Here is a 23,586-nt window from a genome sequence, read left to right on the forward strand (position 1 = left end):
CAGTTTTGAGGTTGATGGGAATCGTTAATATTCCAATACGGTAACTTCAGTCCGCCGATTGGCTTGATGCTCGCTTTCCGTACAGGACACCCCATCGGCACAGCGATTCACCAACCGCGATTCGCCGTAACCCTTGGCCACCATCCGCTCGCGGGCAATTCCCCTGCTGACCAAATAATCCACCGCCGATTGGGCTCGCCGTTGCGACAGTGTTTCATTGTATGCATGGCTTCCCCTGCTGTCCGTATGACTGGATAGCTCGATCTTCAAGGTCGGATTGTCGCGCATGGTACGCACCAGCTCATCCAATACCGCCGCAGCGTCGGGCCGGATCGCATATTGATCAAAATCGTAGTAAATATTTTCCAGCTCAAACGTTTGGCCGACTTCAAACACCGGTTCCAGCAGCAGGGCTGCGGCAAGCGTATCGGACACCACCATGCCATGCGTGCTTACTTTCGCAGAATCCGCGTGGTAGCCCTCCTGCTGTCCCAACACCGTGTAATCCCGGTCGCGGTCGAGCATGAACGTAAAAATGCCCTGGTCACCGCTGTTCATCTTCGCCACGATGGCCCGCTGTCCATCAAAGAGCGTCACGGTTGCGGGCATCCGTTCGCCTGTTGTCTTGTCCGACGTGGTGCCCTCCAGGACAATGACCATCTTCGGTTTCTCGAAAGCAAAGGCGTAAATATCATCACTCCCTTTTCCTCCCCGTCTGTCCGAAGACAGGAAGCCCCATTGTTCCGCCTCGGTCTCTTCGGTTACGGAATAAGCAAAATCATCTGCAGCGCTATTAATCGGATATCGAAGGTTTTCGGAAGTCAACCAAGTGCCTTTGCTTCCGGTGGATTTAAATACATCAAGTCCCCCCATCCCCGCAAAACCATCACTGGAATAATACAATGTGCCATCCGGAGCGACATTTGCAAACAGCTCATCGCCCTCACTGTTGACGGACGCTCCGGCATTGATCGGTGCGCTCCAGGAGCCGTCCGCATTCCGCTCGCAATACCATAAATCGGCTCCCCCATGCCCACCCGGCATATCACTAGAAAAATAAAGCACATCGGCGTCAGGTGACAATGCCGCATGCCCTACCGAATATTCGGCTGCCTTGTTGTAGGCAAAAGGTTCTTCAACCCAGGTTTCGCCCGTCCGACGGTAAATGTATAGTTCCAGCCGATTCGTACGGAAGTTCGTTCGCCCCTCTTTTTCCACTCCCGCTTCCTGTCCGATGTGCGTGCGCGTGACGTAGAAGGTATTACCATCTTTTTCCGCTGCAGCGGGACCGATGTGATACTTCGCGTCATTGATGTCCGCCTTCGCCAACATGGGAGCGCCAAGTGTACCGGCCGAAGACCGCGCAGCCGTATAAACCCGCAGGAATCCCCTACCTGTCCAGCCGTATGCATCGCCTGTGGATGCTGTGGCCGGCTCGCCCACATAGTATACGGTGTCACCTGCGGACAACACTGAAAATTCGGCATTTTCCGTGTTGACCGTTTCTTCATTGCGCAGTCGATGCTGGGTCGGTGCGGCCATCCAGCGCAATGCCGAATCACAGCCCGCCAGTTGTACCGCCACGGCCGAAGCATTGCCCGTATTGGTGGCGTAAGCTTCCAATTGGGATTTGGCCTCCGCATATTTTCTGTTTATTTTGAGTACTTCGCCATACCGGAGCAGGTTTTCTGCCGGACTATCCTCCAGCTGAACCACCCGGGCGTACCAATTTTCGGCCGACTCATAATCGTTCATCTTGAGGTAACTTTCGGCAAGCCGTTCCATATCTTGCAACCGGGGTGTACGGATATCTACGAGCTGGGTATACAGTTTCGCCGCATTCGCATATTCATACCGCCTATACAGTTCATCCGCCCGGTCCCTCAAACTGGGCTGTTCCTGGGCCGCAGCAAAATGGCTTAGCAACACCATGACACCTATGAACATACCTGAATAGTTCTTTTCCATGTTTTTAGTTAAAAGGAAGATTCGTTAATAATTTGTCTATCCATTTATATTATCAGCTGCCTGTGTGATCAAAAAAACCTCGGGCTGAGCAACCGCTGTGCCGGACGACCAAAGGTGACCCCCAGGGTCACTTCATGAGATCCGTTCTGCACACTGGACAGTCGACTCACGATATGGTCATACGAATAGCCGATGCGTAAGGATCGGGTCAGGTAAATCTGCGTGATGGCCGAAAATGAATTCCGCCCATTCAAGCTATTGCCACTGACCCGATTGTATGTTCGTTCAAATACCGTCACCCCGGTGCGCCATCCCGCACCTAACCAAAAGCGCTCTCCGAAAATCAACATGGCGTTCAAATCCAAGCTTGTAGGTCCCTTGAAGTCCTCCTTCACTAATATGCTCGGCCGCAATTTCAGTCCCTGTGAAAGGTCGAACAACGCCCCCCCGATAACATACAGATGCCGCTTACGGCGAATATTGTCTGTCGTGGTATTGTCCCAACGGAAAATATTATTGCTCTGATCGCCCGAAAGCAGGTCCATCATGGACAAACCTGCATACCATTTTGGATTATAATAATATACGCCAAAACGGATGTCGGGCACCCAATTGCTGATTTTGCCTGCGGGAACCACCTGATCGTCACTTTGAATCGGATCCAAGATCGCCCCATCAAGGCTATATTGCGTTACGCCAGCCCCCAAGCCGAAACTGAGCCGCTGCGTGTCTTCCTCATTCAGCCGGAGGCGAAAGGCATAATTCGCATAAGCCGACGTCGCCGACTGAGGTCCCAATTCATCCGCCGTAAGCTGAAATCCCAACCCATGGCGTTTATTTAGGGGGTCGACAATACCATCAATGGACAGCGCGCCGGTCTGCGGCGCCCCATCCAGTCCGACCCACTGGCTTCGCAGCCCCAATTGGCCGAACCATTCCTCCTTATATCCCGTGTACGCGGGATTGACGCTCATTGAATTGAAAATGTACTGCGTAAACTGGATATTTTGCTGGCCATGGACTTCCCAAATGGGACCCAGGCTGATGATTAACATGACTAATCTAAACGCGTGTTTCATAAGATCTTTATTTGGATTTGACATCCATCGTTGTGCTGAATGATGTTGTTATTGTCGCTTGATCAGGACCCAGCCGGCGTGCCGTTCTCCCTGCCCCCCGCCATGGGTAATGATGACATAATAGTAAGTCCCCTCATTCAGTCCCTGTCCGTCCCAGTCGTTTTTATAGTTACCGTTGCGGTATACCTCATTCCCCCAGCGGTTGACCACCGTGATTTCCACGCGGTCGAACCCTTCAATGCCGACGATCTCAAACGCGTCGTTTCGTCCATCCCCATTCGGCGTGAACACATTCGGGATCTTGAACGGCCGGGCCTCGATATTCACGGTGATCGTCGCCACATTGGAAACCAATCCGTTTTCATCACTTACCTCATATTGGGCGGTGCTGACGCCCGAGAAACCATCCACCGGTGAAAACGTGACGGAACCCTGTGCGTCTACCGCGTATGTCCCCTCGCCAGGGATGGCTAATGTGGTCACCCGGTTACCCGATCCATCGATCAATCGAACCGTATTGGGGATGATTGCGCTGCTACCTGCAACGTCGTTATCCAACACCGCTATCGTCACCGGTTGTCCATATGTGGCTTCCTGCGTATCATCAACCGCCGTCGGCGATACTTCCGCCGCCACCGCCTGCACGATGATGCTGATCGTAGCGGCATTCGACCGTATGTCATTCTCGTCGGCCACCGTATAGGTCGCGGTACTGTTGCCGACAAACGATTCCGTCGGCGTAAACCGTACTTGTCCGCCTTCATCTACGCGATAATCCCCTTCTCCGGCGATCGTCAGGGCAGTAACCAACGCGCCGTTGGGATCGACCAAGCGTACGGTTCCCGGCACCAATGGGCTGCTGCCGATTACGTCATTAGCCAACACGTCAATGGTAAGCGGCACACCTTGATCGGTCACCCCTTCATCGTCATGGGTGGTAGGGCCGGTAATCAAGGGAATCTCCACTTCTGGATTTTCTGGATTTTGATCATCGCCCGTCACCGAGGCTATATTTTTTATAACAGTGTCGTCACCTATCTCATCGTTCACTCGTACGTTGAAGCTCACACTGACCTGCTGTCCAAATGGCACATCGATTACCCACAGCAGCCTTCCATTTGCAAATTGGGCGCCATCACTGGCGCTGCCATCAACATATGTGGTACGGTCAGGGATCTTATCCGTTATTGTAATGCCAGTTAAGCCTTCATTCCCCGTGTTTTCAACGACTATGGTATAGGTAAGTTCCTCTCCTGCCTCCGCCTTATCATTGCCATTTGCATCCACCACAACCTTAGTGGCCGTAAATTTCTTATTGGGATCCACAGGAATTTCGACTTCCGGTTCCTCGGGGTTTTCAGGGTCATCGCCCGTCACCGCCGCAACGTTGCGGATGGAGGAGACATCCGTCAGGTCGTCCGCGACGATCACGGTGAAGCTCACCTCCCGGCTATCCCCGAACGGGACGTCAACCGTCCACGAGAGTTCGCCGCCGCTGAAGCTCGCGCCTTCACCCGCGCTGCCTTCCTTGTAGGATGTGTGCGCGGGGATGGCGTCGGCCACCGTGATGCCGTTATAGTCCACATCGCCTGTGTTCGTCACCCTGATCGTGTAGGTCACTTCCTCACCCGCCTTCACCGACTGCTTGTCGGCGGTCTTCACCGAAGTGAACGACTTGGCCGGGTCCGTCGGTATCTCCACTTCCGGTTCCTCGGGGTTCTCCGGGTCATCGCCCGTCACCGCCGCAACGTTGCGGATGGAGGAGACATCCGTCAGGTCGTCCGCGACGATCACGGTGAAGCTCACCTCCCGGCTATCCCCGAACGGGACGTCAACCGTCCACGAGAGTTCGCCGCCGCTGAAGCTCGCGCCTTCACCCGCGCTGCCTTCCTTGTAGGATGTGTGCGCGGGGATGGCGTCGGCCACCGTGATGCCGTTATAGTCCACATCGCCTGTGTTCGTCACCCTGATCGTGTAGGTCACTTCCTCACCCGCCTTCACCGACTGCTTGTCGGCGGTCTTCACCGAAGTGAACGACTTGGCCGGGTCCGTCGGTATCTCCACCTCCGGTTCCTCGGGGTTCTCCGGGTCATCGCCCGTCACCGCCGCAACGTTGCGGATGGAGGCGATACCTGTCAGATTATCAATGACTTCAACAATAAACGACACCGCAATCCGCCCTCCGGCAGGAACAATTAGGTCATTCCAAGCAACATTGTTATCTACTGAACTATAGGTTCCACCAGTAGCATTGCTTATATATACGGTGTGAACAGGTATTTGATCAGCGATGTCAACCGCGATATCTCGGTCATACGTGTTATTTACTGCAATAGTATAAGTTAATTGTTCCCCCGCCTGCGCCAATCCATCACTATTTGCGTCAACTACAGTTTTCTCACTGATGATGTTGCAATCTGTATTGACAGTAATTGTCACTACATTAGCATATGCTTCACATTGGCTTCCGTCTACTGTTGAGATTGCCACCCGCCTAAAGAAAGTATTTTGAGACAACGCAGGAGCCGAGTAAGTTTCACTCGTAGCACCAGCTATCGTATTCCAATCCTGTTGATTCGTACTGCTTTCCCAACGGTACGTAACCGTTCCTACACCACTTCCACCTGCTACCGACGCGATGGTTGCGGGCACCGTACCCAAACAAACCGTCTGATCCCCAACTATACTACCTGCGTCAACGGCGTTGACTGTTACGACCACCTCTTCAGAAGTAACTTGACACCCTTTTTCGTTCTGAGCGACAACCCGGTAGGTACCTGCATCTGCTATTGCCGCGTTGTCTTTTGAAAACACACCATCAGAAAATGTAAAATCAGCGACAACGACCCAGGCATCGTCGACTTGTTTTTCCAGTGTGTAAGTGATTTCAGGTGACGAATAGTCGGTTATTGCAATTGACAAATCATTGCCAGCGCAGGCGATCACATCGTTTACCATGGGCAGATCAGGAAGTGGGTTTACCGGCACTTCCAATACCGCTGATGCTCCTTTACCAGGACAGCCACCTTCACCATCGATATAAGCGGTCACCCGGTAATAGGCTGTTTGCGTTAATTCTCCAGTATTTAGCGTTTCTTGTGATTGTCCTCCAATCACACTCCAATCCGTTTGGTTTGACGATGTTTCCCATATAAAGAAATAATCAGGGTTATCTCCTATGTTTCCGGTTACCATGGCTAATAAGGTAGTTGCCTCTCCGACACACACTTCATTAACACCGCTAAATGAGATAGCGGGTTCGTGGTGATACACCCGTAACGTAAAGGGTTCGGAAGCAACCCTGCAATTTTTATTGGTCAGCGTCGACGGGTCTCCAGCCACGATAACCCGATACTCGTAATTGTCGTCATCTGCCGTAACCGGATTAATCTGAAAAACGGCGTCGTCGGTCCCTATGGTAGTAACAATGTTATTATCGACATTTATGAAATCCTCGCCCAAGGGATCATTCCCTTCGGGATTGATTTTTCGCTTTTGCAGTAAAAAATGATTAAGAACGTACGGATTGTCTAGCACCCTCGCCCGATAGGTAACACTGCTGCCTACGCAAACCGGACCGTCTGGCTCTACTTGAAAGGAAACTGGGGGACCGACTGGACGCAGTGTAATGTCATCAATGGCTAAATCGTTTCCGATTTCTTGAGCAACTGCGTTCTTAATTTGAAGTCTAATGTTATCTACCCCCTGAGGCATTGTGAAACTCATTTTGACCTCATTCCATTGATTTACTGGAGAGACATCATCGTCGGTACTTGTATATGATGCCAATAATCCGCTCGATGAATTTTCATCCACATACAAATCTGCGTTGTATATGTTGAAGGTAACACTAGGCTTGATATAACCTTCTGCATTAATGTCTTTTATCCAAACAGCAAATTGAAATTGGGTTCCGGCGCAAAGCCCGTCAATCGCTCTATCAAAATATAAGCCCGTGGATGCATGTGCATCCACGAGCACCATAAATCCGCGATCATTTCCCGTATGGTCTCCACCATCATGGAAATAGGGATTATTATATCCTTTGGAATTTGTAACAAGCGAATATCCCCCTATTGCTAGTGGCCAATCGCTGATGTATCGAGGGCCCCAATTATCGTCAGCTTCCGAGCCGTACTCGCTCGGTGGATTATTAGGATTGTAAAAAAGCAGGGAGCTTATGTAAGGCAAATGATCGTTTTTAAAATAAATACCATCCCATAACGAACTGTTGCCGTCATCACCTGTTGTTGCTTGTCCGAAATCTTCCTTGAAAATGTTGTCGCCCAAACTCGACTGCTGTCCATACGTTTCCAATAAACCAAAAAGGTTTATTAATATAATGAAAACTGAAGCCTTACTCAATATGAAATGTAAAAGTCTATTTTTCATAAAAATGCGCTAAATCATATCAAAAGATTCTCGTGTGGCGGTCTGTTATAATCATTCGCTCTCGCTGAATAGTCCCATTGCGCCATGCAAAAAATCCATGTATCCTGCTATAAATTAATAGATGTACTAACTGATTTGTCCGCTGAATTCGCCATCCATTGGACACACAAAAAGAAGTATTAATCGGACGACCCGCAATTAGGTGTACACGAACGACAGGAAAATGTGTATAAACGGAAAAATATGTAGAAGAAATGCTACGCCGAATAAATGGATTTAGATAATCTGGGATTCCCAGCGAGATAGTCGGAAGAAAGTGCTTCTGGAATAACCTACTGTTAGGTGGTTAAACAGGTATGGGAAAACAAATGAATGCGAACGACGGAAATGTACACAAACGACAACATAAAAAAACCGCGCTTTGGGGAAGCGCGGTAAAAACAATAATGTTTTTTATCAACCTAAACCTAATGCTATAACGTAGGTCTGATTATTTTGTTTTACAAGCGATACATTTTTTTAAGATATTCGCCTTTTTAAGATATTCGCCGATCCGTGCGGACTAGGTAGCCCAGGCCTTGTCCCCTTTTTTATAGGGATAATCCCCCACATACTTGCCGGGAACCTGCACATAGCGCAGCGCCTTGGTGGCACCCAGTTCGGAAGTAAAGAATCCCAGCAGTGTCAACTGCTTCACCAAGTGGAAATAATGGTCGGCATCTTCCTCGGATTTGCTTTTTTGGTATTCCTTGGCTTCCTTGTCTACCGCAGCCAACAGCTCAGTACGTTCCGTTGCGTTCAATTCCTGGAATTTTCGGCCAAACTTCTCGTTAGCCGCGTCTTCCAACTTGCCTAACCCCTCCATGAAGGTTTTTTGCTGATCCGCCGTATAACAGTCTTTCACCATCACGGGAATAAACGCACCTACACCTGCTTCTTTTGCTCCAGGACTGCTGGTCGGCGGCAAGATGGTATCCGCAATGTCTCCAAGCAAATCAATCGTTTCCGGCTCAAACAGGCTTTCAACGTCTTTTGTCACTTTCCGGGTGCACCCCTCTAAAAACAGATTGGCACCCACCACCGTGCCGCCCATGATCCAGGCGACCCTAGCCAAAGCTTCTCTTCTATTCATGATGTCTAATGCTTTTAAGTTTAAATTTGTAATTAAGTTCCCAACCTTTCCGGTATTCCCGGCGCACGAACTGGTTTACCTCGTCAAAATTGGTCACTCGCATGTCTCTATGATCCCAAAGTAGTTTGAAATTGCGTCCCGGATACCGATCGCCTACACGGAGATCCGCACCACGGATCGCCAGATTGGCCATCAGCAGGGCCTCGGTGAGCGGACAGGAAATCTCAAAAGGAGCACTCACCGCTTTCTTCCGATACCCGGCGAGGCATGCATCTACCCATTGGGCATAATGGCCCTCGATTCCACCCGGCACACGGTCATATTTCTCGGGTATGGCCGCCACTTCGGCCATCAAGGTAGTTGGAAGAAGTCGGGGATTTTCCCCGAAAAGATCGGCCAGTATCTTCCCTTTCGTACCGATGAACAGGATGCCGTTACCGCCGTCGCCGAAGGGTTCATTAGGTCCCAGTTCATCTGGGCGCTGGGGCTGTATACCGCCATCCATCCAGTGGACGGTGACGTCTCCAGCGGTTCGCCTGGTCTTCGGGAAGGTCAAGATGGCATAGCTGGATGGCGGGCAGCTCCTTGGAAAGTAACCACGTTTGAACTCGTCAACATAAACCGTTCCTACGCTTGCCTGCACATCCTTTACATATTGCAGCCCGAGTATGCTGAACGGCGCCTCCATGATATGGCATCCCATGTCGCCCAAAGCACCTGTACCATAATCCCACCATCCTCTCCAATTGAAGGGGACCAACTTATCGACATAATCAACGAATGGAGCGGTCCCAAGCCAAAGGTCCCAGTCCAATGCTGCCGGCACCTGTGCTTTCTGTGTAGGCCATTGAATGCCCTGCGGCCAAACCGGACGATCCGTCCAGCAATAGACGGTATGTACATCACCGATCAAGCCAGTATCCACCCATTCCCGGAATCGCCGTACGCCATCTCCCGATGAACCCTGATTGCCCATCTGGGTCACTACTTTATATTTTTTTGCCGCATTTGCCAGCACACGGGCCTCATACACATCGTGTGTCAGGGGCTTCTGTACATATACATGCTTGCGCAGCTCCATGGCGGGCAATGCTTGGATGGCATGATTATGATCGGGACTTGACACGGAAACAGCATCGATATGTGCATGCTCCTTGTCGAGCATTTCGCGGAAGTCTTTGTAATACTTGGCCTTCGGAAACCGCTTCACGGAGTTTGCCGCCCGGCGATCGTCTACGTCGCACAGGTAAGCGATTTCCGCTTTGCCGCTATCGTGGATGCCTTTGACATCCACCTCGCCCTTACCGCCTACCCCAATACCTGCCACCACCAGCTTATCGCTCGGAGCGGTATAGCCTTTGCCCCCCAACACGTGACGGGGCACCACCGTGAAGCTTGCCGAAGCTGTCATAGGTTACCTTTTTTCAACTCGCCAACGGCAAAATCCACCGCCCGCGCGGTCAGTGCCATATACGTAAGCGATGGGTTCACGCAAGCAGCAGACGTCATGCAAGCGCCATCAGTCACAAATACGTTCAACGCATCCCACACCTGGTTATTGCCGTTCAATACCGAGGTCTTCGGATCCCTGCCCATGCGGGCCGTACCCATCTCGTGGATGCCTTGGCCGAAGCCGTAGCCATTGTCATAGGTATACACATCTTTCACGCCCGCGACCTCCAACATCTCCTTGCAGTCTTCCATCATGTCCTTGCGCATCTTCAGTTCGTTTTCCTTGATTTCCATATCCATGGCCAGTACCGGCAGCCCCCATTTATCCTTTACTGTTTTATCCAGCGAAATCCGGTTTTCATGATAAGGCAGTGTTTCACCGAACGCCCCAAAACCAACCGACCAATCGCCCGGCTCGCATAGGGCATCCTTCCATTCGTCCCCGATGCTCATTTCTGCGATCTCGCCGCTCCACCGGCCCCGGCTGGCAGAGCCCTGATAACCAAACCCACGCACATAGTCGCGCTTATCATCGCCCACGTTCCGGAACCGGGGTATGTATAACCCATTTGCCCTGCGGCCGAAATAATACTTATCCTCGTAGCCTTCTACCCGTCCCCCCGCACCGCAGCGGAAGTGGTGGTCCATCGCATTGTGGCCAAGCTCACCGCTGCTGCTGCCTAATCCGCCCTCCCATACATCGGTTGCCGAATTCATCAGCACCCATGTAGAGTTGAATGCCGATGCACATACAAACACGATTTTGGCAAAATACTCATAGGTCTGATTCGTTTCCGCATCCAGTATTTCGACGCCTGTAGCCTTTTTGGTATCCTTATCATATAGGATCTTGGTGACAATGGAAAATGGGCGAAGGGTGAGATTACCCGTGGCCACCGCCGCGGGCAGCGTGGACGACTGTGTACTGAAATACGCCCCGAAGTTGCACCCTAACCAGCATTGATTCTGGTACTGGCAGTTGACCCGTCCCTCGTGCGGTGCCGTCAGGTTGGCTACCCTGCCCATGATAAAGTGCCGTTGTCCTTTATAATGCGATTTTATCCGCGCCGCCAAATCTTTCTCCACCACATTCATCTCCATTGGCGGAAGGAAATCACCGTCAGGCAGCACATCCAATCCATCCCGATTGCCGCTGATACCTGCCCATTTCTCCGCATAGCTGTACCAAGGAGCAATGTCCTGATAGCGGATCGGCCAGTCCACGCCGTGCCCATCTTTCAGATTCGCCTCAAAATCCAGGTCACTGAACCGGTAGCTCTGACGGCCCCACATCAGCGAGCGTCCGCCAACATGGTACCCGCGGTACCAGTCAAAGCGCTTCACCTCTACATAAGGGCTCTCTTTCTCGTTCACCCAAAAATCGAGATTCTTTTCATTAAGCGGATAATCCCGCTTCAAGACCGGATAATCTTCAATCATCTGCTGCGTACGTCCTCCCCGGTGTGGAAATTCCCACGGGTGTTTGGTCGCCGCGGGGTAGTCTTTCACATGCTCCACATTGCGTCCGCGCTCCAGCATGATGGTTTTTAGTCCTTTCTGGGTCAGCTCCTTTGCAGCCCATCCACCGCTAATCCCTGATCCGATCACGATCGCATCATATACATTATCTGCCATAGCTTGTTTTATCGTTTTATTTAGTTATACGTTAGTTGTTCCCTTTAGCTTATTAAAGGTACTATTAATGACGTGATTGTTCAACATTTATTGTTCAATATCACACTTTTCCGGCCTGTTGCCTGTCTCGAAAGAAAAGTAAGAACAATAGCGTCACGAACAATGCGATCCCGGCTGGGATCAGCCAAATCGTTTTCCAATCGTGACCATCCGCAAGGGCGTAAGCGTCCACAATCGGTCCCGAAACGAAGGCACCGATCAGCATGCCCAATCCATACGTGCCCAGTGTAACCAATCCTTGTGCTGCGGATTTAAACTTTTCACCCGCCAGGTTATCGGTATATATTTGACCGGTAACAAAGAAAAAGTCATAACAAATACCGTGCAAGGCAATTCCTATAATCAACATCCAATAGTTTGCACCCGCATCGCCATAAGCAAAACACACATAACGAAGTACCCACGCAAACATTCCGATGGCCAACATCTTCTTTACGCCCAAACGGATAAAAAACACCGGAATTAACAACATAAACAGTGTTTCAGAAACCTGCCCCAACGATTGGACACCGGCGGCGGCCTTCATACCCGCCTCATTAAAGAATTGGTTAGCGAACGTATAATAAAATTGAAGCGGGATACAAATTGCAATGGAGGAAAGAAAGAAAAGCAGGTAAGACTTATGTGTAAGCAAACGCAGCGCATCCAACCCCAAAATTTCACTGATGGAAGTTTTTTCACCTTTTTTCAGCGGAGGCGTGGCCGGCAACGTGAAACTAAATAAACCTAAAATGAGGGATGCAATACCGGCCATCTTAAACGTCAACGCCAATTGGTCTGATTGCTCCCACCCCAACCAGCCGATGGTCAGCCCTGCGATAACCCATCCAATGGTACCTAATACGCGGATCGTGGAAAACTCCTTGCTTGGGTCTTTCATCTGGCGAAACGAAATGGAATTGACCAATGCCAATGTAGGCATATAAAGGATCATATACACGACAATCAAGGGGAACAGCGCGTCAAAAGTGGACGTCGAAGCGGCCATCCAAAGTAACATGGCTCCAGCGAGGTGAAGTACACCCAGTATCCGTTGCGCCGGGAAGAATTTATCGGCGATCAAACCAATAATAAAAGGTGCGACGATGGCGCCGATAGACTGTGTCAGAAACGCTAAACTCGTTTGAAATCCGGTGGTCCCCAGATTCTTGCTCAGAAACGTACCCAACGTCACAAACCATGATCCCCAAATAAAAAATTCGAGGAACATCATGAAAGACAACTTGACTCTCGTGCCTATGTTCATGCGTCCAAAAAGTTATCGACCTCCCGGTAAGCTGCGATCAATTTGAGTTCTCCTTCCTTGCCATCCACAGACTTGCCGTGCTCCATGCCGACAACTCCCCGGTAGCCCTTATCGTAGATGTGCTTGAATAGGTTTTTGTAATTGATCTCCCCGGTTGTGGGTTCTCTCCGTCCGGGATTGTCCCCCGTTTGAAAATAAGCGATCTCATCCCAGCAGCGATCGATGTTGGCAATCAAATCACCTTCGTTGCGTTGCATGTGGTATACATCATACAGGAGCTTGCAGGAGGGGCTGTCTACCCCCTTGCAGATCAGGTAGGTTTGCGAGGATGTCCGCAGGAACAGGTCCGGCGTGTCGCTCAAGGGTTCCAATACCATGATGATCCCATGCGGTTCCAAGATCTCGGCACCGCGTCTCAATGCCTCGATGACATTTGCCGTCTGGATGTCCAACGGCAGATTCCGCGCAAAATCACCCGGTACCACCGTGGTATGTTTGCCACCGCACCGCTTGGCCAGTTCCACTGCTTCTCGGCAGCCCTTTAAAAATACATCCACATGTTCCTGTTTTCCAGCGGCCAGGGTATTCGCTCCGTTTCCGCCCTTGTCAAGCACGAAGACCCCCATGGTCATTCCCAATTTTGCCAGCAGACTGCCGATGCGTTCTTGTTCCTGCACGGGCCGCCCGGAAAAGCCATTATCTTCAATACTACGGAATCCGTGGTCATAAGCAAACTGGATCTGATCGAGGATGTCCTTGCCCGCATGGTGCTCGAAATGTCCCTGATGCGGACCATAATTGAGGGTAAATGGTTTGTTTTCTTGTTTTGGCGCACCATCGCTTCCTCGTACGTCAAGCGATCCGCTGGTGACTACGGCTCCAGTGGCCAACAATGAATTCCGAATAAATTGACTTCTTTTCATTCCTAAGATTTTTATGTTTATTGGGTGGTTATCAATTTTGCAAATCCGCTGCTCATGGTATCTCTCACTTCACCGCGTTCATTCCGGTAAATGACAAAAACTTCCATATCGTTGTGGCGGTTCACAAATGTTATTGCCTCATCGGCTTTCATGGCCATAATGACATTATCGTATCCATCAGCCGTCATCGCATCCTCCGCATAGATGGTCGCACTGATGATCCCCGTATCAAACGGATAGCCCGATTTGGGATCGATATGGTGCGATACCCTTCGTTCGCCGTCCTGCAAGAACTGGCGGTAATTTCCCGCCGTGGTAACGGCTCCTTTCCGCACCTCCATCACATCATTGATGACCGTCGCCTCACGCCCGTCACGTTGAGTTGCCGGCCGCTCTATCCCGATACGCATCGGCGTACCATCCGGCTTGGGTCCCTTTACACGCAACTCACCGCCCAATTCCACCAGGTAATGGGTTATTTTTTTGCGATCCAAATAATCCGCCAATGCATCTACGGTATACCCCTGTGCGACGCCGTTCACATCCAGGTGCACACAGGGTTCCTTTTTTGTTAATCGGCGCCCCCTCAATCGGATCTTATCCATTCCGACACACGCAAGCGCCCCGCGCACCTCGGTACTATCCGGAAAATGGCTTATCGGTTTCGCGCCGAAACCCCAAAGCTGCACCAGCGGGGCCACGGTAATATCAAAGATCCCTTTGCTATCCCGATAAATCGTTTCCGATTTAGCCAGTACCTTCCGAAAGTGTTCATCCACCTCATAACGCCCACGTCCGCCTGCATTGATCTTATTGATCAGCGAATAGGGTTTGTATAACGACATGGAACTGTCGATAGCCGATAACAGGCTATCGACAGCCACTTTTGACACTTTGTTATCCGTTGCGTAGTATGTAATGCTATAATCGGTGCCCTGGGCATAGCCTTTAATGGAATATTGCGTTAGCCCGGTATCAACGGATTCGGCTCCTATCATCATGCCCGTTACCCACAACAGCCCGATCCACCGTTTACCGATTGCCACTACAACACCACTGTTTGCCCTGGGATCGCGTAAGGGTAAAGTCCATTTTCATCAGGCAGCACTTTCGGCTGCGCATCCCATGCGAAACGCTCAGGCATGAGATTCACATTGGATTTCAGGGCGTCATCCCATTTGATCACCTGTCCGGAATACGTGGCCAGCCGGCCGATGATCCCCGTCAATGTGCTATAGGCACCATATTCGGCGTTATCAAATTTATATTCCCCCTTGCTGATCGCATCAAACAGCTCTACATGCTCATGCTGGTAAGGATTAGCATTCCCCCGTTTCGGATGGTTATAAAGCTCCTTGCCACTGGCATCCACCATCACGGCATCATTGCCAGCCGATAAATAGATCTTGCCCTTCGTGCCCTGGAAGGATTCGTCGACCCGATTGGATGTTCCCTCGAAATGCCGGCATTGGCTGTATATCACCGAGCCGTCGGCATAGGTGAGTTCCACCGCATGGTTGTCGTAGATCTCTCCATGTTCTTTGCCCGTGCGCCAAGCTCTGCTGCCGGTTCCCTGGATGGATACCGGATAGCTTCCCTTCACCCAGTTGGCCACATCGATATTATGCACATGCTGCTCGACGATATGGTCGCCGCACAGCCAGTTGAAGTAATACCAGTTGCGCATCTGATACTCCATTTCCGTCTGGCTGGCTTGGCGCGGACGCACCCATACGCCGCCGCTATTCCAGTATACCTGGCCGGATACGATGTCGCCGAGTGCTCCATCCTGTATCCGTTTGATCGCCTCGCGATAGTTGGCCTGATAGCGGCGCTGTAAGCCTACCACCACGTTGAGTTTTTTGCGCTTGGCTTCTTCCGCTGCCGCCAGCACCCGGCGTATACCCGGTACGTCCGTGGCTACGGGTTTTTCCATAAATACATGCTTACCCTGCTTCACCGCCTCTTCAAAATGAATGGGCCTGAAACCCGGTGAGGTAGCCAAAATAACCACATCAGCAAATGGAATGGCCTTTTGATAGGCGTCAAAGCCCACGAATTTGCGGTCTTCCGGCACGTCCAGTTTATCCGCATGGCGTTCCGATAACTTGGTGTATGCCTCGTCCAGCCTGTCGCGGAAGGCGTCGGCAAGCGCGACAATCTTGAGGTTTGCTCCAGATGCAATCGCATCGAAAGCCGCTCCGGTGCCCCGACCGCCGCAACCCACAACAGCCACCTTGATGACGTCATTTCCACTTGCGTATGCACCCAATACGGGTGCTCCGCTGAGCATGGCTCCGCCTGCCAGCAGGGCCGATGTCTTCAAAAATTCCCGGCGTTGTTCGCCTGCACTTTTCGTGTTCATCTGTTTTGTTTTAGATTTATCCTTGTGATTTATTACTTAATTGGTCAATAATCCTGTATGGGTGCCTTATCATAATAGGCCATGATCTCGGCTTCTGATGGAGGATTCAATGGCCTCACCAGCCGGATACCGACGAACGGCGCCTCCGGAAACCACCAGTTGCTTTTGGGGATCTGCGGATCCAGCTGTTTCCACGATGGGTCAGAAGGCAAGCGCGATGCCGACCTGAGGTAGTCCGCATCGTCTTCAAACGACCCGCCACGGACACTGTGCGGATAGAGCTTCTCCGGAACAGCCACCGGGTTTTCGGCAACCGTCCCCTCAAATTGCTGATAGAAGTCGGCAATGTATTGGTCATACGTCCATTCCGCCACATTGCCATGCATATCATAAAGTCCCCACGCATTGGGCTTCAGCTGCCCTACCGGATGCGTCTCGCCTTCACTGTTGGCCCGATACCACGCATAGTCGCCCACGGCTGATGCATCATCACCAAATGAATACGCCGAGGTGCTGCCCGCGCGGCATGCATATTCCCATTCCGCCTCCGTGGGCAAACGATAGAACACCCCTGTACGTACATATAACCATTTACAGAACTGGATGGCATTATACTGTGTCATCGCCAGTGCCGGGTGCCCTTCCTTGCCCATGCCAAAGGTCATGTCCAGATAAGGCTTGGTCGGGCGGGTCACCGCATCCACTTCCGCCGGTATGGTGCCTCCGCTCCGCGACCGTTCGAAGTCTTTATACACGAACGGTTCATACACGTCCCATGTCACTTCATAGGTACCCATCCAAAAGGGGTCTACCTTCACTTGATGCACCGGCTTTTCATCGGCGTTGCCCGCTTCACTGCCCATCCGATATTCACCAGCGGGAATGGGCTGCATGGAGAAACTTAGATTAGTTCCTTCAAGACGTTGGGTATAGGGTTTGAAATCTTCTTGGGCGACGACAACGTTCAGCAACAGGGGACAAATAAACAATACGGATTTTATAGACATCTCAACTATGGTCAATCAAAATTTGGTGGCTCAATTTACTGCCTTTTTGTTTAAATGCAAAATATGACTACATAAAAAAACGTCCATGGTGTGTAAAAATTACACCATGGACGTTTCATTTGCTTTAACAACCGATTAAAGCAAACAAATATGTTACATTTAAAGCTTCCGTTTGATCTCTACCTGTTCGTAGGCTTCAATGATATCGCCTACTTTAATGTCGTTGAAGTTATGGATGTTCAATCCGCATTCGTAACCGGCGGATACTTCTTTTACATCGTCCTTGAACCGTTTGAGCGAAGCCAGCTGCCCGGTGTATACCACCACGCCATCACGGATGACCCGGATGCTGTGGTTACGATTGATCTTGCCGTCCAACACCATACAACCGGCGATGGTGCCGACCTTACTGATCTTGAATACGTCGCGGATCTCCACATTGGCCACGATCTTCTCTTCAAACTTCGGCGCCAACATTCCTTCCATTGCTGCCTTCAATTCTTCGATGGCATCGTAGATGATCGAATACAGTCGGATATCGATTTGCTCCTGTTCAGCCAGCTTACGCGCACCGGTAGATGGCCTGACCTGGAAGCCGATGATGATGGCATCAGAAGCCGAAGCCAACAATACATCCGATTCGGATATCTGGCCTACGGATTTATGAATGATATTCACCTGGATCTCTTCGGTCGATAATTTGAGCAGGGAGTCGGACAGCGCTTCTATCGAGCCGTCCACATCACCTTTGACGATGACGTTAAGCTCCTTGAAATTACCAATGGCCAACCGTCTGCCGATCTCATCCAGCGTAATGTGCTTTTGCGTGCGCAGTCCCTGTTCGCGTTGCAGTTGAAGCCTTTTATTGGCCACCTGCCGGGCTTCCACTTCGCTCTCCATTTCATAAAATTTATCACCGGCGGTAGGTGCACCAGCCATCCCCAAGATCTGTACGGGGGTTGCTGGACCGGCCTCAATGACTTTTTGACCGCGCTCATTATGCAGTGCCTTTACTTTTCCGCTATGCGAACCTGCCAATATCGGCGAACCCACGCGGAGTGTTCCCGAAAGAATCAACACCGTGGTCACAATGCCTCTGCCCTTATCAAGGCTGGCCTCGATGACCGAGCCGACAGCCCGCTTTTTAGGGTCGGCCTTCAATTCGAGCAATTCAGCCTCAAGCAATACCTTTTCAAGCAATAAATCAATATTTTGCCCCGTTTTACCGGATATTTCCTGGCACTGGTATTTACCGCCCCAGTCTTCGACCAGAATATTCATGGCCGAGAGCTGCTCGCGGATCTTGTCTGCATTGGCTCCTGGCTTGTCAATTTTGGTAAAGGCAAATACGATCGGTACGCCCGCTGCCTGTGCGTGATTAATGGCCTCCCGGGTCTGAGGCATTACCGCGTCGTCGGCTGCAATCACAATGATGGCGATATCCGTTACCTGCGCACCGCGTGCACGCATGGCAGTAAATGCCTCGTGACCGGGGGTGTCCAAAAACGTTATTTTACGGCCGTCATCAAGCTTCACTTCGTAGGCCCCGATGTGCTGGGTGATCCCTCCGGCTTCACCGGCGATGACATTCGATTTGCGTACATAATCCAACAGCGATGTTTTACCGTGGTCTACGTGACCCATTACGGTCACAATAGGCGCCCGGGGAACCAGGTTTTCTGCATTATCGGGTTCCTCAAGCTCAGCATTTTCCTCATCGTCAGGCTTCACAAACTCGATTTCATACCCAAATTCATCCGCCACGATGGCAATGGTTTCGGCATCCAAGCGCTGATTGATAGACACAAAAAGTCCCAAGCTCATGCAGGTAGCAATGATCTGTGTCACCTGTACCCCCATCATGTTCGCAAGGTCATTGGCCGTCACAAATTCCGTCACCTTCAATACCTTGGACATCATCTCTTGCTCAAGGGCGGCTTCTTCCGCCGAATGTGCGATATCATCACGTTTTTGGCGGCGGAGTTTTGCACGCTGTGCAAACTTGCCCGACTTACCTGCACCGCTCAGGCGTGCGAGCGTTGCTTTGATCTGGTCCTGTATTTCCTTTTCAGATGGCTCTTCCCGGCTTTCAGTCGCATGCCGCGGTTTACCCTTGTTGAAATCAGGGCGAGCCTTTGCCGGTCCACCGCCGGTCTGTTGGCCAGGTGCGTTCGGGGTAGCGGGACGGGGCGTACCCGGTTTATCCTTCCGTTTACGCTTCCGCTTATGGTCGTGCGAAGACACTCCAGACGCATTGGAAGACGATGCTACGGGCTTTTCCTTGGGTTGGTGCGCGGTCAAATCGATACGGCCCACCACATTCGGTCCTGCCAGGCGCTGTGCGCGTGCACGAATCACCTCCTGCTGAGGAGGTGCGGGCGTTGGTTCCACCTTGACTTCCGGCTTTTTATCGGCTACTTTCGGCGCCTCCGGGGCGGGTTCCGGTAATTTCTCGACAACAGGCGGTACGGACTCAACGACTGGGGTCGGCGGGGTCGGCTCCGGTTCGGGCGCCTGTTCCATTTCCACCGGCGGCGCTACCGGTATGTTGTCTTCTTCTTTTTCTATTGGCGTTTCTTTCGGTGTTTCCTTTTGAGGCCTTCCGCCTCTCAGGTTCCCCAAATCGATCTTACCGACGATCTTCATGCCGCCAGCATGCGGTTTCTCATCGGTCTTCATCGTTTCCTGCTCATTTTCAGGAACGCGTTTGTCCGCTACGGGCGCTTGCCGCACCTCCGGGGCAAACACGCCCGTATTCTTGATCAGGATTTCCTCAGCCTCACTGTCTCTTTGCGGTCTTTGCACAACAGGTTCCGAGGGAGATTCTTCCCGCCGGATTTTGCCAATGACAATTTGGTTGGCCTCCTCCTTGACGATCTTATCCCCCTGAAACTCCCTTAGCAGCACATCGTAGGTATCGCTGTCCAATTTGGTTCCGGGCTTAGACTCCACGTCATAGCCACTCTTGACCAGGAAATCAACAGCAGTACTGATACCAATGTTCAACTCTTTTGCTGCTTTCAGCAACGTTATGCTCTTACCTTCTGACATCTAATATTTCTCTCTTGTTATTGGTGCTGATACAAAAATATATTTTTTTACTCAAATTCCGCCTGCAACACCTGTATAATCTCATGAATTGTATTTTCCTCCAAATCGGTACGCCTCACCAAATCATCCACTGAAAGCGCCAACACCGATTTTGCGGTATCCAATCCCACTCGTTTTAACTCATCAATGATCCAGCCATCGATTTCATCTGCAAATTCCTCGATATCCACATCCTCTTCCACCTCTTCCGCTTCGCGGTATACATCTATTTCATATCCCGTAAGCTTACCGGCAAGCTTGATGTTGTGCCCACCGCGTCCGATCGCTAACGATACCTGATCGGATTTGAGGTATACCGCTGCGGTTTTGTGTTCGTCATCCAATTTTATCGAGCCGATACGTGCCGGGCTCAGCGCCCGCTGTATATAGAGCTGCGTATTGTTCGTGAAATTGATCACATCGATGTTTTCGTTCCGCAATTCCCGGACGATGCCGTGGATGCGGGATCCTTTCATGCCCACACATGCACCCACCGGATCGATCCGGTCGTCATACGATTCAACAGCCACTTTTGCTCGTTCGCCCGGTTCACGCACGATCCTCCGGATGGTGATCAACCCATCAAATATTTCAGGCACCTCCAATTCAAACAGACGCTGCAAGAATTCCGGTGCGGTGCGCGAAATGATGATGCGCGGATTGGCGTTTACCATTTCCACCTTATGTACCACCGCCCGGATGGAATCGCCCTTCTTAAAATAGTCGGCCGGTATCTGTTCGGTTTTCGGCAGAATCAATTCATTGCCGTCATCGTCGAGCACCAGGGTTTCTTTTTTCCAAATCTGGTATACCTCACCCGTGATCAATTCACCTTCCCGATCTTTGTATTTTTTGAATACCTCATCCTTTTCAAGTTCCAAAATTTTGGAAACAAGCGTCTGGCGGGCCGCCAATATGGCCCTACGGCCGAAGCTCTCCAGTGTGATCTCTTCAATATAATCGTCCCCCACTTCAAGATCCGGGTCAAATTTATGCGCCTCATCCAGCTCGATTTCCAGGTCATCGTCTTCGGAAAACCCGTTGTCCACCACTACCCTCGTGCGCCAAATCTCCAGGTCACCATTGTCCGGGTTGACAATGACGTCGCAATTCTCATCGGTGCCGTACTTCCTCCGGATCATGCTCCGGAACACTTCTTCTAACACGCTGATCACCGTAGGCCGATCGATGTTTTTGAACTCTTTAAATTCCTGAAAAGAGTCAATTAAATTGATATTGTTGCTCATTTTACTTAAATGAAATTAACACCTTTGTTGTTTTGATGTTTTCAAAGGGAATAGTAAGTTGACGTTCTACCGCCTTCTTCCCTTTTTCTTTTATTTTTTCGCTTATACTCATATACGCTTCCGCTACTTCTTGCAGCTGGCCTTCCTTCACCGCCCCGTCTTGTAGCGTCACCTGCACGTTCCGCCCCAGATTTTTGCGGTACTGTCTGATCGACGTGAGCGGAGCATCGATACCCGGCGATGATACCTCCAGCCTGTACGCATGGCCGATCGCATCGGCCTCCTCCAGTCGGAAGCCAACATGCCTGCTGATCTCCGCACAGTCTTTGATATTGATGCCATTATCCCCATCTACCAGCACCTCCAGCTTACCACTGGGATGCATCTTTACGCTCACCAAAAAAAGATCCTCCCGATCGGCAATCTTTTCCTCCACTAATGCGCTAACCTTGTTTTCTATTGAAACTGCCACCAGTAAAATTATTTACTATGAAAAAAGGGGACGATTTGCCGTCCCCTCTCTTTCAAGATGATGCAAAGGTAAGTAAAATCTTTGAAAATTAAAAATCGGTAGGGCAAACGAAATCGTTACCTTTTATCTACCACCGTGCTGATCGTCTTCTGCATCTGAGCCATCATCGAGGTGAGCGTTTCCATCGTAGGTTCAGGACTCGGTTCGGGCAGCTGGGTGCTGATATAGGCTTTGGCTTTCCATATTTCCAAAATGTCGGCTCCGGGCACCCAATAGGGTTCATAGGTCTTGTTATCAGAAACCAGCTTCAACCCCTTATCCTCTTTATATTTAAACGCGATCCGCTTATACACCACCCCATCATTACGGGAAATGACCACGTACGTCTGTCCGGGTTTCACCTCATTCCAATTCTCCACGTATTCGGCGATCACAATGCTTCCGGGTTGCAAAGGCAGCATCGAATCCCCTTTGATCTCAAACGCTCGGTACGTACCCTGCCGAAACATCGGCAGGTTGAATTTCGGCAATTCGGCGATATACTCCGGGTCGGCATAACCATTAAGATACCCCGCGCTGGCTTTAACCGGCACCAGCTCAATGTTCTCCCGGTCATCTTCATCCACCGTAATGCTCAGCACCCGTACATTAGCCGCATTGCCGCGGGGCGTGGGTCGCCACTTATCATTAATGGTATCATTGGCCAACTCATCCATGGTCAGCTCATAGAAATCGGCAATCTTCGTAAGCAACTCATACTTCGGTTCCGCCCTATTCTCTTCATAGGCGCCCACCGATGCCCGCTTAATGCCCATTTCGTCCGCAAACTGCTGCTGCGTAAGCCCCTTTTTCTTTCGGAGGTATTTAAGATTATTAGCAATGTTCGACATAAAAATAAAAATAAATTTGCATTCACTAAATAAATTAGTATAATTGTGCCAATAAAGTTAGCAATAGTTTTTTAATTGCCAAAAATAACATCACTTTAATTTTTCAACAAATGAGCTACTATGTTTATATCCTGACCGATTGCAACCGCACCTGCCTGCATGTCGGCATGACGGACGACCTCAGCAAGGCCATAAACACCTATATGGAAAGGATGGGGTCTCTTTTGGGTGTTGGCACAAAAGGTGGGCGGGTCGTGCACAAAGAGACGCTCCCTTCCGAGCAGGCAGCACTCCTTCGGTTCCGGGACGTCAGCCGGTATACCCGCATGCAAAAGGAAAAGCTCATCCGGAAGCATAACCCAAACTGGGTGGATGTCGGTTCGGCCACCCGTCTTTCTCCCCCTTTTCTACCGGCATTCTGTCCATTCCTAAAAAAGCTATACACAAATTAACTGTGTATGCAAGACAAAAGAAGTAAAGGGAAGTCGTCAAGAACGGACAAACATGTTCCATTCGACAAACGGGAAATCATTAAGATAGTGGGCATGATAGAATCGGGGGTTCCCCGTAGGGAGATCTTAAGCCAATATGGGATGCACCACTCGACCTTGACGCTCTGGATGAACCG

General features: G+C 50.7%; 16 protein-coding genes. 1 reads left to right on the forward strand and 15 read right to left on the reverse strand.

What is annotated here, in order from left to right:
* Positions 1 to 24: 24 nt before the first annotated feature.
* The 15 genes from ACMGDE_RS18605 to ACMGDE_RS18675 all read right to left on the reverse strand — a co-directional run bounded on the left by ACMGDE_RS18605 (position 25) and on the right by ACMGDE_RS18675 (position 22,958).
* A complete protein-coding gene (locus tag ACMGDE_RS18605; protein WP_436834337.1) occupies positions 25 to 1,968 on the reverse strand; it encodes an OmpA family protein in 1,944 nt (647 codons plus the stop codon).
* Between the two features lie 68 nt (positions 1,969 to 2,036).
* Positions 2,037 to 3,023, reverse strand: coding sequence for a PorP/SprF family type IX secretion system membrane protein (locus ACMGDE_RS18610; RefSeq protein ID WP_436834338.1), 987 nt, complete (start codon positions 3,021 to 3,023; stop codon positions 2,037 to 2,039).
* 72 nt (positions 3,024 to 3,095) lie between these two features.
* Positions 3,096 to 7,364: a DUF8696 domain-containing protein gene (locus tag ACMGDE_RS18615; protein WP_436834339.1), complete on the reverse strand. Its 4,269-nt coding sequence runs from the start codon at positions 7,362 to 7,364 to the stop codon at positions 3,096 to 3,098.
* Between the two features lie 637 nt (positions 7,365 to 8,001).
* Positions 8,002 to 8,571, reverse strand: coding sequence for a gluconate 2-dehydrogenase subunit 3 family protein (locus ACMGDE_RS18620; RefSeq protein WP_436834340.1), 570 nt, complete (start codon positions 8,569 to 8,571; stop codon positions 8,002 to 8,004).
* On the reverse strand, positions 8,564 to 9,982 hold the full coding sequence (locus tag ACMGDE_RS18625) for a Gfo/Idh/MocA family protein (RefSeq protein WP_436834341.1): 1,419 nt from the start codon (positions 9,980 to 9,982) through the stop codon (positions 8,564 to 8,566). Before ACMGDE_RS18625 ends, ACMGDE_RS18620 begins: the two co-directional genes overlap by 8 nt.
* Positions 9,979 to 11,658 (reverse strand): GMC oxidoreductase, encoded by a 1,680-nt coding sequence (locus ACMGDE_RS18630; protein WP_436834342.1) that lies wholly within the window; start codon positions 11,656 to 11,658, stop codon positions 9,979 to 9,981. The genes ACMGDE_RS18625 and ACMGDE_RS18630 overlap by 4 nt, the downstream gene beginning before the upstream one ends.
* A 100-nt stretch (positions 11,659 to 11,758) precedes the next feature.
* Entirely contained in the window at positions 11,759 to 12,964 is a 1,206-nt protein-coding gene (locus ACMGDE_RS18635; protein ID WP_436834343.1) for a nucleoside permease, read from the reverse strand.
* Entirely contained in the window at positions 12,961 to 13,887 is a 927-nt protein-coding gene (locus ACMGDE_RS18640) for a hydroxypyruvate isomerase family protein (RefSeq protein ID WP_436834344.1), read from the reverse strand. The genes ACMGDE_RS18635 and ACMGDE_RS18640 overlap by 4 nt, the downstream gene beginning before the upstream one ends.
* A 17-nt stretch (positions 13,888 to 13,904) precedes the next feature.
* Complete coding sequence (locus tag ACMGDE_RS18645; RefSeq protein WP_436834345.1) at positions 13,905 to 14,933, reverse strand: FAD:protein FMN transferase; 1,029 nt, start codon at positions 14,931 to 14,933, stop codon at positions 13,905 to 13,907.
* Positions 14,933 to 16,252 carry a Gfo/Idh/MocA family protein gene (locus ACMGDE_RS18650; protein ID WP_436834346.1) on the reverse strand — a complete coding sequence of 440 codons (1,320 nt, stop codon included), beginning with the start codon at positions 16,250 to 16,252 and terminating at the stop codon, positions 14,933 to 14,935. The genes ACMGDE_RS18645 and ACMGDE_RS18650 overlap by 1 nt, the downstream gene beginning before the upstream one ends.
* Positions 16,253 to 16,296: 44 nt before the next feature.
* Positions 16,297 to 17,259, reverse strand: coding sequence for a formylglycine-generating enzyme family protein (locus tag ACMGDE_RS18655; RefSeq protein WP_436834347.1), 963 nt, complete (start codon positions 17,257 to 17,259; stop codon positions 16,297 to 16,299).
* A gap of 159 nt (positions 17,260 to 17,418) precedes the next feature.
* Positions 17,419 to 20,310, reverse strand: a complete 2,892-nt coding sequence (gene infB / locus ACMGDE_RS18660) for a translation initiation factor IF-2 (RefSeq protein ID WP_436834348.1) — start codon at positions 20,308 to 20,310, stop codon at positions 17,419 to 17,421.
* 47 nt (positions 20,311 to 20,357) lie between these two features.
* Complete coding sequence (gene nusA, locus ACMGDE_RS18665; RefSeq protein ID WP_436834349.1) at positions 20,358 to 21,596, reverse strand: transcription termination factor NusA; 1,239 nt, start codon at positions 21,594 to 21,596, stop codon at positions 20,358 to 20,360.
* A gap of 1 nt (position 21,597) precedes the next feature.
* Positions 21,598 to 22,068, reverse strand: coding sequence for a ribosome assembly cofactor RimP (gene rimP / locus ACMGDE_RS18670; protein WP_436834350.1), 471 nt, complete (start codon positions 22,066 to 22,068; stop codon positions 21,598 to 21,600).
* Positions 22,069 to 22,184: 116 nt separating this feature from the next.
* On the reverse strand, positions 22,185 to 22,958 hold the full coding sequence (locus tag ACMGDE_RS18675; protein WP_436834351.1) for an XRE family transcriptional regulator: 774 nt from the start codon (positions 22,956 to 22,958) through the stop codon (positions 22,185 to 22,187).
* 110 nt (positions 22,959 to 23,068) lie between these two features.
* On the opposite strand from ACMGDE_RS18675, the gene ACMGDE_RS18680 reads away from it, so the two are divergent.
* The gene (locus tag ACMGDE_RS18680) at positions 23,069 to 23,410 is read left to right on the forward strand and encodes a GIY-YIG nuclease family protein (RefSeq protein ID WP_436834352.1); all 342 of its coding nucleotides are present in this window, start codon (positions 23,069 to 23,071) and stop codon (positions 23,408 to 23,410) included.
* Positions 23,411 to 23,586 lie beyond the last annotated feature (176 nt).

The organism is Parapedobacter brassicae (genome assembly GCF_051400755.1).
Taxonomy (GTDB): Bacteria; Bacteroidota; Bacteroidia; order Sphingobacteriales; family Sphingobacteriaceae; genus Parapedobacter.